The sequence below is a fragment of the Roseomonas sp. BN140053 genome (assembly GCF_047690175.1).
In the GTDB taxonomy this organism is placed as follows: domain Bacteria; phylum Pseudomonadota; class Alphaproteobacteria; order Acetobacterales; family Acetobacteraceae; genus Roseomonas.
In genome coordinates, this window is record NZ_JBLLEB010000046.1 from 19833 (window position 1) to 31419 (window position 11587).

Below are 11587 nucleotides of genomic sequence, written 5' to 3' on the forward strand. Positions count from 1 at the left end.
GATGCGCGACCTGCACGGCGCCACCGTGGTGATCGTCGGCGCGTCCAGCGGCATCGGCCGCGCCGCCGCCCTGGCCTTCGCGCGCCGCGGCGCCCGGCTGGTGCTGGCCGCCCGCCGCGCGGAAGTGCTGGCGGAGGTGGCGCGGGAATGCGAGGCGCTCGGCACGCGGGCGCTGGCCGTGCCCACGGACGTGACGGAGGACGCCGCGGTGGTCGCCCTGGCACGGGCGGCGGAGGCGGAATTCGGCGGCATCGACGTTTGGATCAACAATGTCGGCGTCGGCGTCTTCGGCGCCTTCGCGGACGCGCCGGTGGCGCTGCACCGCCGGGTGATCGAGAGCAACCTGATCGGCACGCTGCACGGCACCGCCGCCGTGCTGCCCATCTTCCTGCGCCAGGGACGGGGCGTGCTGATCAACACGGTGTCCATCGGCGGCTGGGCGCCGCTGCCCTTCGCCGCCGCCTATACCGCCAGCAAGTTCGGCCTGCGCGGCTTCACCGCCGCCCTGCGGCAGGAGCTGAAGCCGCATCCCGGCATCCATGTCTGCGGCGTGTTTCCCGCCACGGTGGACACACCCGGCTTCGGGCACGGCGCCAACATGTCCGGCCGCGCCCTGGAACTCGGCGGCCCGATCTACCCGCCCGAGGCCGTGGCCGACACCATGGTGGCCCTGGCGCTGCACCCGCGCGACGAGGTGGCGGTGGGCTGGCCCGCCCGCGCCGCCCAGGTCGCCTATGCCCTGCTGCCCGGTCCGGTGGAGCACGGGATGGGCGCCATGCTGCGCCGCTATCTCCGCCGCGCCCCGCCCGCCCCGCGCACGCAAGGCGCGCTGCTGCATCCCATGGCCGAGGGCACCGGCACGGGCGGCGGCCTGCTTCCCCCGGCGAAACGCGCCGGCCAGGGCGGGATGGCCGGGCTGGTGCTGGCCGGCGCCGCCCTGCTGCTCGGGGCGGCGGCGCTGCGGCGTGCCGGCCGCGGGCATCGCCGGACCGACCGCCGGGGCTGATCCCGCGTTGCTTCCCGATGATGAAGCTTCGCGACCTGGTGGAACAACCCGCCGCCCAACAGCTGCTGCGCCTGTCCGCGCGGGATTTCGCCCGGCTGGCCGGCTACCTCGTCGTGCTGGCGGCGATCCTGGCCTTTGCCGGGCTGGCGGCGGAGGTGGCGGAAGGCGAGACCCTGGCGCTGGACCGCGCCATCCTGCTGGCCCTGCGCGACCCGGCCGACCTTTCCGACCCGCTGGGGCCACGCTGGCTGGAGGAGGTGGCGCGCGACATCACCGGGCTGGGCGGCCACGCCATCCTGGCCGGCGTGACGCTCGCGGTGGTGGGGTTCCTGTTCCTGACGCGCAAGCGGGGGGCGGCGGCCCTGGTGCTCGGCGCCGTGGCCGGGGGCATGCTGCTGAGCAGCCTGCTGAAGGTGGTGTTCCAGCGGCCGCGGCCGGACCTCGTGCCGCACGCGGTGGAAGTCTACACGGCCAGCTTTCCCAGCGGCCACGCCATGCTCTCGGCCGCCACCTACCTGACCCTGGGCGCCCTGCTGTTCCGGGTGGCCGATGGCTGGCGGGTGCGGGCCTATGTCCTTTCCCTGGCGATCCTGACCACGCTGCTGGTCGGCGCCAGCCGCGTCTACCTGGGCGTCCACTGGCCCACCGACGTGCTGGCGGGCTGGTGCCTGGGCGCCGCCTGGGCGCTGCTGTGCTGGCTCGTGGCGCTGCAGCTGCAGCGCCGCGGTCGGGTCGAGCCCTCGGACGACCAGGCACCCTGAACAACCCGACACCGACCTGCCATCCCGGGGCGTGGCGGGCCGGTGTCGCCTTCAGGCGAAGGCGATGCCGAACTGCGCCGGGTTCTCGCTGATCACGCTGGGCGCGGTCAGGGCGACGTGTTCCGGGCTTTCGGAGAAGTTGAACACGGCCTGCTCGCGGCTGAGCACGCCGGCGTCGAGCTGCGAAACGTAGTAGTTGATCTCCGCCGGCGTCCCGTCGCGATCCAGGGTGTTGCGGTAGAGCAGCTCCACGAACTGGGCGCTGGGCAGGTTGCTGCCGTAGCGCGCCTGGAACTCGGGGCTGCCGGTGAAAGACTGCACGATGCCCAGGGCGGTGTTCTGGCCGCTGTCGAGCTGGCCGCGATAGAAGCCCAGCCCGGCCAGGTCGGGCTGGCGGCCCAGCAGCGTGTCGTAGAGCCGCGCCACCGTGGCCGCGTTCTCGCTCACGTCCCAGATGCCCAGGGCATTGTCCGCGGCGCTCGCGGCCTTGTTCTCCGGGCTCTCGCTGAAGCCCACCAGCACCGTGGCGCGGCTGGTGCCCGCCGCCAGCGACGCCTCGTAGAAGGCGGCGCCCGCCGGGTCGGCCGGGCGGCCGAGCACGTTCTGGTACAGCAGCCCGACATAGTCCTGGTTGCTGAGGTTGCCGTAGCGCGCGGCAAATTCCGGGCTGCCCAGGAACCCGTCCGCCAGGTTCAGCAGCGGCACCCCGGCATTGAGCTGGTCGATCCAGTAGTTCAGGCCCGCCTGCTCCGCCCCGCGTCCCAGCGCCACGTCGTAGAGGCGCACCACCTGGGCCGCGACACTGTCGGGCGACAGGTGCAGCGTGCCGTCCACGAAGCGCACCTCCTCGGCGTTGCGCAGCACGTCGGTGCGCCCCGCGAGATCCAGGCGCAGGCTGCCATCGGGCAGAAGCGCCCGCCCCACGCCGCGGAAGCCGTCGGCGGTGGACAGAACATCGAAGCCCGAGCCGGCATCCACCACCAGGTTGCCGCCGCCCAGCGCGTAGCTGTCGTTGGTGCTGGTCAGCTGCACCAGCGCGTCGAAGCGGATGCCCTCCAGGTTGGTGGGGTCGAAGGGCGTGTCCAGCGGCGGGAAGGGCTGCGACACGGTGATCGGCCCGGCCCCCTTGAACACCGAGGCCCAGTTCGCCGCCAGCACGGGCACCACCACGTCGCGGCCCACGATGTCGTCCGGCGCCCCCGCGGTGGAGGGGATGAAGTGGACGCCCGCGAAGGTGCTCGCCGCCGTTTCCCCCTGGAAGGTGCCGTTGTTCAGCACGAAGCCGGCATTGTCGCCCAGGTACAGCGCCATGCGGCCTTCGGGGGTGCGCTCCACCACCTGGAAGCCGCTATAGCCGTAGATGGTCAGCGTATCGCCCTCGGCCGGGTTGAAGTCCATCAGCAGGTCCACGCCGTCCCCGGCCTGCCACACGAAGGCGTCCGCGCCGTTGTTGCCTTCCAGCATGTCGCCGGTGACGATGTTGGTGATGTGCCCGTCGGCGCCCAGCGACATGGTGCCGCCGTCACGGCCGCCGATCACGATGTCATTGCCGTCGGCGCCCTGCAGCGTGTCGTTGCCCGTGCCGCCGGCCACGAGGTCGTCGCCGGCATTGCCGGTGAGGAGATCGGCCCCGGCGCCGCCGAACAGCGAGTCGTCGCCGCTCTCGCCCTGCATGTTGTCGTCGCCGGGCCCGGACAGCAGCACGTCGTTGCCGTCGCCGCCCTCGCCGATGTCGTTGCCGGTGCCGCCCAGCAGCGTGTCGTTGCCCACCTGGCCCTGGACGTTGTCGTCGCCTGCGCCGCCGTCGAGGTAGTCGTCGCCCTCGTGGCCGTTGAGCGAGTCGCGGCCGGCCTCGCCGAAGAAGGTGTCGTTGCCGCCCAGACCGTTCAGCGAGTCGTCGCCGCCATTGCCGTGCAGCACCTCCGGCCCGGCCGTGCCGGGGAAGCCGTTATTGGCGTCGCCCAGGTTGATGCTGGGGGCGTAGGAGGGCGACTGGCTGAGGTCGAGCACCAGCCCGGCGCTGCTGCGCCCGTCCACCGTGCCCGCGGCCAGCGACACCAGCAGGCTGGACACGCCGTTGCGCGGCGTCGCGTCGCTGTCGAGCGCCTCGCTGCCGCCCTGGTCCTGCAGGGTGAAGCTCGTGCCCACCAGCGGCGCGAAGTCGACGCGGTAGCTGCCGGCCTCCAGCCCCAGGAAGACGTAATGGCCGGCGGCGTCGGTGACCGTGCTGCGCCCGAGATCCCGGCCATTGGCATCCAGCAGCCGCACCGCCACGCCGGGCAGCAGCTGCTCCCCGGGGTCGCGCAACCCGTTACCGTTGCCGTCCAGCCAGACATCGCCGCCCAGCTGCGTGGCCGAGGTCCGCAGCCCCGCCGCCAGGTCGCCGAGATTGCTGCCGGAAGCGACGTTGAAGGCGGCGGTGCGGCCGGTGTTGGGATCGACGTCGCTGTCCCGGCGGTCATTGGCCCCCTGGTCGCGCGGGCTGAAGCTGGTGCCGGAAGGCGCCACGAACTCCAACTGGTAGGTGCCGGGGGTGACGTTGCCGAAGCTGTAGCCGCCGCCCGTGCCGGTGGTGGTGGTCGCGACCACCGTGCCCGCGGCGTTGAGCAGCCGCACGGCGATGTCGGCCAGCCCGACCTCGCCGCTGTCCTGGATGCCGTTGCCGTTGCTGTCGGCGAAAACCACGTTGCCGAGGCCGCTGATGGCGGCCTGGGTGAAGCTGCCCGCGGACAGGTTGGTGACGGCCTGCCCGGAGGCGAGGGTGAAGGCGGCGCTGCGGCCGGTAACGGGGTTGGCGTCGCTGTCCACCGCGTCGTTGCCGCCCTGGTCGGGGGCGGTGAAGGCCGCGCCGCTGGGGATGGCGAACTGCACCTGGTAGGTGCCGGGGGCGACGCCCGTGAAGCTGTAGGCGCCGCCCGCGCCGGTGGTGGTGGTGCTGGCCACGGCCGCGCCGGCGGCATTGAGCAGCTGCACGGTCTGGCCGGCGCTGCCGGTTTCGCCGTTGTTCTGGATGCCGTCGCCGTTGCTGTCGGTGAAGGTGGTGCCGCTGACGCTGGCCGGCGTGAAAACGCCGGCGGACAGGTTGGCCACCGTGCTGCCCGGCGCGAAGGTGAGCAGCGCGGTGCGCCCGGCGGCATCCACGTCGCTGTCCACCGCGTCGTTGCCGCCCTGGTCGGCGGCGGTGAACACCGTGCCGGCGGGGGCGACGAACTGCGCCTCGTACTGGCCGGGGGGAAGGCCGGCGAAGCCGTAGCCGCCGCCCGCCGCCGTGACCGTGGTGGCCACCACCGTGCCCACGGCGTTGAGCAGCTGCACGGTGACGCCGGACAGGCCGGCCTCGCCGCTGTTCTGGACGCCGTCGCCGTTGGTGTCGGTGAAGGCGGTGCCGCTCAGGCCCACCGGGGTGAAGAGGCCGGCGCCGATATTGGCGATGATGCCGCCGGACGGGATGGAGAAGGCGGCGCTGCGGCCCGTGGCCGGATCGGCGTCGCTGTCGGCCGCGTCGTTGCCGCCCTGGTCGGGGGTGGTGAACACGGCGCCGGTGGGGGCGGTAAACTGCACCTGGTAGGTGCCGGGCACGACGTTGGCGAAGCTGTAGGTGCCGTCGGCGCGCGTCACCGTGCTGGCCACCGCCGTGCCGGCGCTGCCGATGAGCTGCACGGTCACCCCGCCCAGCCCCGCCTCGCCGGCATCGCGGATGCCGTTGCCGTTGCTGTCCACGAACACGACGCTGCCGGCGCCGGTGGAAACGGGGGTGAAGACGCCGGCCGCGATGTTGTCCAGGGTCTGCCCGGAAACCAGGGTGAAGGGGTTGCTGCGGCCGCTGGTGGGATCGGCGTCGCTGTCGGCGGCGTCGTTGCTGCCCGCGTCCCGGGCGGTGAACACCGTGCCGTCGGGGGCGACGAACTGCAGCTGGTAGGTGCCCGGGGCGACGCCGGCGAAGCTGTAGCGGCCGTCGCTGGCCGTGGCGGTGGTGCCGACCACGTTGCCCCCGGCGTCCAGCAGGCGGACGGTGGCCCCGGCGAGCCCGGCCTCGCCGACCCCGCGGATGCCGTTGCCGTCGGTGTCGGTGAACACGAAGCCGCCGGTGCCGCCCACCGTCGCCGGGGTGAAGGTGCCGGCCGAGATGTCGGCCAGGTTCTGCCCGGAGGTCAGGGTGATCGCGGCGGTGCGGCCATCGGCGCCGACATCGCTGTCGAGCCCGTCATTGTTGCCCCGGTCGGTGCCGGTGAACACCGTGCCGGCGGGGGCGGTGAAGGCCAGCTGGTACTGGCCGGGCGTCACCCCGGTGAAGCTGTAGGCGCCGTTGCTGCCGGTGGTGGTGGATGCCACGGCGGTGCCGGCGGCGTTCAGCAGCTGCACCGCGACGCCCGCCGTGCCGGCCTCGTTGGCGCCGCGCAGCCCGTCGCCATCCGTATCGGTGAAGGCGACGCCGCTCACGCTGGTGGGGGCGAAGGTGCCCGCGGACAGGTTGGCGAGGTTGCCGCCGGAGGCCAGGGTGAAGCTGGCGCTGCGGCCATCGGCGCCGACATCGCTGTCCAGGGCATCGTTGCCGCCCTGGTCGCGGGCGCTGAAGCTGGTACCGGCGGGCGCCACGAAGCGCACTTGGTAGGTGCCGGGGTCCACGTCGGTGAAGTTGTAGGCGCCGTTGCTGCCGGTGGTGGCCGTGGCGACAGCCGTGCCGCCGGCGTTGAGCAGCTGCACGGTCACGCCGGAGGTGCCGGTTTCGCCGGCATTCTGGACGCCGTCGCCGTTGCTGTCGGTGAAGGCCACGCCGCTGACCGTCGCAGCGGTGTAGAGGCCGGCCGACAGGTTCGCGAGGCTGCCGCCCGAAGCCAGGGTGAAGGCCGGGCTGCGGCCGGTGGCCGGGTTGGCGTCGCTGTCCAGGGCGTCATTGCCCCCCTGGTCGGCGGCGCTGAAGCTGGCCCCCGCGGGAGCGACGAACTGCACCTGGTAGGTGCCGGGGGTGACGCCGGCGAAGCTGTAGGCGCCGCCCGCGCCGGTGGTGGTGGTGGCCACCAGCGCGTCGCTGCTGTTGAGCAGCCGCACGGTGACGCCGGTCAGCCCGCCCTCGCCGGTGCCCTGGACGCCGTCGCCGTTCGCGTCGGCAAAGGCCACCCCGCTCACGGTCACGGGAACAAAGGTGCCGGCGGACACGCTGCCGGTGGTCTGGCCGGACACGAGGGTGATCGTGCCGGTGCGGCCGGCAGCGTTGGCGTCGCTGTCCAGCGTTTCGTCCGTGCCCTGGTTCTGGGCGGTGAAGACGCTGCCGGCGGGGGCAGCGAACTGCACCTGATAGGTCCCGGGCGTGACACCTGCGAAGCTGTAGGCACCGCCCGTGCCGGTGATGGTGCTGGCCACGGCCGTACCGGCCGTGTTCAGCAGCTGCACGGCCTGCCCGGCCAACCCGGCCTCACCGCTGCCGCGGATGCCGTCGCCGTTGCTGTCGACGAAAAGGGTGCCGCCGAGCGTTGCCGGGGTGAAGCTGCCGGCCGACAGGTTGGCGATGGACCCGCCCGAGGCGAGCGTGACGGCGGCCGTGCGGCCGCTGGCGTTCACGTCGCTGTCCACGGCCTCGTTGCTGCCCTGGTCCTGTGCCGTGAAGCTGGTGCCGGCCAGGGGCGTGAACTGCACCTGGTAGGTGCCCGGCGCCACGCCGGTGAAGCTGTAGGCCCCGCCCGTGCCGGTGGTGGTGCTGGCCACGGCCGTGCCGGCCGTGTTCAGCAACTGCACGGCCTGCCCGGCGATCCCGGCCTCGCCGGTGCCCTGGACGCCGTCGCCGTTGGTGTCGGTAAAGGCCACGCCGCCAATGCTGACGGGCGTGAACAGGCCGGCGGACAGGTTGGTGATGGCGCCGCCCGAGGCGAGCGTGACCGTACCGGTACGACCACTGGCGTTCACGTCGCTGTCAACGGCATCGTTGCCCCCCTGGTCGGGGGTGGTGAAGACGGTGCCGGCGGGCGCGGTGAACTGCACCTGATAGGTGCCCGGCGCCACGCCGGTGAAGCTGTAGGCCCCGCCCGTACCGGTGGTGGTGCTGGCCACGGCCGTACCGGCAGCATTGAGCAGCTGCACCGCCACGCCGGCCCGGCCGTTCTCGCCCGTGCCCTGGATGCCGTCGCCATTGCTGTCGGTGAAGGCCACCCCGCTCACGCCGACCGTTACCAGGGTTCCGGCGGATACGTTGCCGACGGTCTGACCGGAAGCCAGGGTAAGCAGGGCCGTGCGGCCGGCAGCATTCACATCGCTGTCCATCGCATCGTTGTTGCCCACGTCCTGGGCCGTGAAGACACTGCCGGCGGGGGCGGCGAACTGCACCTGATAAGTCCCAGGCGTGACGCCGGCGAAGCTGTAGGCGCCGCCCGTGCCGGTGGTGGTGCTGGCCACGGCCGTGCCGGCGGCGTTGAGCAGCTGCACGGCCTGCCCGGTCACCCCGGCCTCGCCGGTGCCCTGGATGCCGTCACCGTTGGTGTCGGTGAAGAACACGCCGCTGAGCGTCGCCGGGGTGAAGCTGCCGGCGGACACGTTGCTCGCGGTCTGGCCGGAGGCAATGGTGATCGCCGCGGTGCGGCCACTGGCGTTCACGTCGCTGTCCACGGCATCGTTGCCGCCCTGGTCCTGCGCCGTGAAGCTGGTGCCGGCCAGGGGCGTGAACTGCACCTGATAGGTGCCCGGTGCAACGCCGGTGAAGCTGTAGGCGCCGCCCGTGCCGGTGGTGGTGGCCACCACCGTGCCGGCCGTGTTCAGTAGCTGCACGGCCTGCCCGGCGATCCCGGCCTCGCCGGTGCCCTGGACGCCGTCACCGTTGGTGTCCGTGAAGGCCACCCCGCTCACGCTGACGGGCGTGAAGCTGCCGGCGGACACGTTGCTCGCGGTCTGGCCGGAGGCCAGGGTGATCGCCGCGGTACGGCCGCTGGCGTTCACGTCGCTGTCGACGGCATCGCTGCTGCCCTGGTCCTGCGCCGTGAAGCTGGTGCCGGCGGGCGCGGTGAACTGCACCTGATAGGTGCCCGGCGCCACGCCGGTGAAGCTGTAAGCACCCCCCGTGCCGGTGGTGGTGCTGGCCACAACCGTGCCGGCCGTGTTGAGCAGCTGCACGGCCTGCCCGGCCACCCCGGCCTCGCCGGTACCCTGGACGCCGTCGCCGTTCGCATCGGTAAAGGCCACGCCGCCGATGCTGACCGGCGCGAAAAGGCCCGCCGACAGGTTGGCGGCAGCCCCGCCCGAGGCCAGGGTGAAGGCGGCGGTACGGCCGGTGGTGGGGCTGGCGTCGCTGTCGACGGCGTCGTTGCTGCCCACGTCCTGCGCGGTGAACACCGTGCCGGCGGCCGCAGCGAACTGCACCTGGTAGGTGCCGGGCGCCACGCCGGTGAAGCTGTAGGTGCCGTCGCTGCCGGTGGTCGTGCTGAGGATGGACGTGCCGGCGGCGTTGAGCAGCTGCACGGTCTGCCCGGCCAGCCCGGCCTCGCCGGTACCCTGGATGCCGTCGCCGTTGCCGTCGGTGAAGACCCGGCCGCCGACGCTGACCGGAACGAAGCTGCCGGCCGACACGTTGGTGGCGGTCTGGCCGGAGGCCAGCGTGATCACGGCGGTGCGGCCGGTGCCGGGGTTGGCGTCGCTGTCGACGGCGGCGTTGTTGCCCACGTCCTGGGCGGTGAAGACCCGGCCGGCCGGCGCGGTGAACTGCACCTGGTACTGGCCCGGTGCCAGGCCCGTGAAGCTGTAGGTGCCGTTGCTGGCGGTGGTGGTGTTGGCCACGGCCGTGCCGGCGGCGTTGAGCAGCTGCACGGCCTGTCCCGCGAAGGCACCCTCGCCGCTGCCCTGGAGGCCGTCGCCGTTCACGTCGGTGAAGGCGTTGCCGCTGATGCTGACCGGCGCGAAGATCCCCGCCCCGACATTGCTGATCGTGCCGCCGGACGCCACGGTGATGCTGCCGCTGCGGCCGGTGGCCGGGTTGGCGTCGCTGTCCAGCGCCTCGTTGCTGCCCTGGTCCTGCGCCGTGAAGCTGGTGCCGGCGGGGGCGGTGAACTGCACCTGGTAGGTACCGGGCGTGACGTTGTCGAAGGCGTAGGTACCGTCGCTGCCGGTGGTCGTGCTGAGGATGGACGTGCCCCCGGCGTTCAGCAGCTGCACCGTGACGCCGGCCACCCCGGCCTCGCCGGCATCGCGCACACCGTTGCCGTTGCTGTCCACGAAAACGACGTTGCCCGTGCCGGTGGTGGCAGGGGTGAAGACGCCCGCCGCGACGTTGTTCACGGCCTGCCCGGACACCACGGTGAACAGCGGGCTGCGGCCGGTGCTGGGGTTGGCGTCGCTGTCCAGCGCGTCGTTGCCGCCCTGGTCCTGCGCCGTGAAGGCGGTGCCGGCAGGGGCGGTGAACTGCACCTGGTACTGCCCGGGGGCGAGACCCGCGAAGTTGTAGGTGCCCCCCGTGCCGGTGGTGGTGGTGGACACCACCGCGCCATCGGCGTCGAGCAGCCGCACGGTGGCGCCGCTCACCCCGGCCTCGCCGCCGTCGCGCAGGCCGTTGCCGTTGCTGTCGGTGAACACGAGGCCGCCCGCCCCGCCAATCGTGGCCGGCGTATAGGTGCCGGCGGAAACATTGCCGAGCGTCTGGCCGGAGGCCAGCGTGACGGTGGCGGTGCGGCCGGCGGCGTTCACATCGCTGTCCAGCGCGTCGTTGTTGCCGCGATCCTGGAGGGTGAACACCGTGCCGGTCGGCGCGGCGAACTGCACCTGATAGGTGCCCGGCGCCACGCCGGTGAAGCTGTAGGCGCCACCCGTGCCGGTGGTGGTGCTGGCCACGGCCGTACCCGCCGTGTTCAGCAGCTGCACGGCCTGCCCGGTCACCCCGGCCTCGCCGGTGCCCTGGATGCCGTCACCGTTGGTGTCGGTGAAGAACACGCCGCTGAGCGTCGCCGGGGTGAAGCTGCCGGCGGACACGTTGCTCGCGGTCTGGCCGGAGGCAATGGTGATCGCCGCGGTGCGGCCACTGGCGTTCACGTCGCTGTCCACGGCATCGTTGCCGCCCTGGTCCTGCGCCGTGAAGCTGGTGCCGGCCAGGGGCGTGAACTGCACCTGATAGGTGCCCGGTGCAACGCCGGTGAAGCTGTAGGCGCCGCCCGTGCCGGTGGTGGTGGCCACCACCGTGCCGGCCGTGTTCAGTAGCTGCACGGCCTGCCCGGCGATCCCGGCCTCGCCGGTGCCCTGGACGCCGTCACCGTTGGTGTCCGTGAAGGCCACCCCGCTCACGGTCACGGGAACAAAGGTACCGGCAGACAGGTTGGCAACAGCTTGGCCGGACACGAGGGTGACCGACCCCGTTCGGCCGGTGGCGCCGACATCGCTGTCCACCGCATCGTTGTTGCCCACGTCCTGGGCCGTGAAGACACTGCCGGCGGGGGCGGCGAACTGCACCTGATAAGTCCCAGGCGTGACGCCCGCGAAGCTGTAGGCGCCGCCCGTGCCGGTGGTGGTGCTGGCCACGGCCGTACCGGCCGCGTTGAGCAGCTGCACGGCCTGCCCGGCCAACCCGGCCTCGCCGGTGCCCTGGATGCCGTCACCGTTGCTGTCGGTGAAGAACACGCCGCTGAGCGTCGCCGGGGTGAAGCTGCCGGCGGACACGTTGCTCGCGGTCTGGCCGGAGGCAATGGTGACCGCCGCGGTGCGGCCACTGGCGTTCACGTCGCTGTCGACGGCATCGTTGCCGCCCTGGTCCTGCGCCGTGAAGCTGGTGCCGGCCAGGGGCGTGAACTGCACCTGATAGGTGCCCGGTGCAACGCCGGTGAAGCTGTAGGCGCCGCCCGTGCCGGTGGTGGTG

At 72.7% G+C, this 11587-nt stretch carries 3 protein-coding genes; 2 read left to right on the top strand and 1 reads right to left on the bottom strand.

The features are described 5' to 3' along the window. Position 1 precedes the first annotated feature (1 nt). Both ACLIBK_RS22970 and ACLIBK_RS22975 read left to right on the top strand, forming a co-directional pair. Positions 2-1006 carry an SDR family oxidoreductase gene (locus ACLIBK_RS22970; protein WP_415389639.1) on the top strand — a complete coding sequence of 335 codons (1005 nt, stop codon included), beginning with the start codon at positions 2-4 and terminating at the stop codon, positions 1004-1006. Positions 1007-1023: 17 nt separating this feature from the next. Continuing rightward, entirely contained in the window at positions 1024-1767 is a 744-nt protein-coding gene (locus ACLIBK_RS22975; protein ID WP_415389640.1) for a phosphatase PAP2 family protein, read from the top strand. A 51-nt stretch (positions 1768-1818) separates the two neighbouring features. Here ACLIBK_RS22975 and ACLIBK_RS22980 read toward each other — a convergent pair. Beyond that, positions 1819-11587 (bottom strand): SdrD B-like domain-containing protein (locus ACLIBK_RS22980; RefSeq protein ID WP_415389641.1); only part of this gene is annotated, 9769 nt, incomplete at its 5' end.

What these genes read in the sequence shown, in the direction of transcription:
- ACLIBK_RS22975 (WP_415389640.1), top strand. Translation starts at nt 1,024, where the DNA reads ATGATGAAGCTTCGCGACCTGGTGGAACAACCCGCCGCCCAACAGCTG.
- ACLIBK_RS22970 (WP_415389639.1), top strand. Translation starts at nt 2, where the DNA reads ATGCGCGACCTGCACGGCGCCACCGTGGTGATCGTCGGCGCGTCCAGC.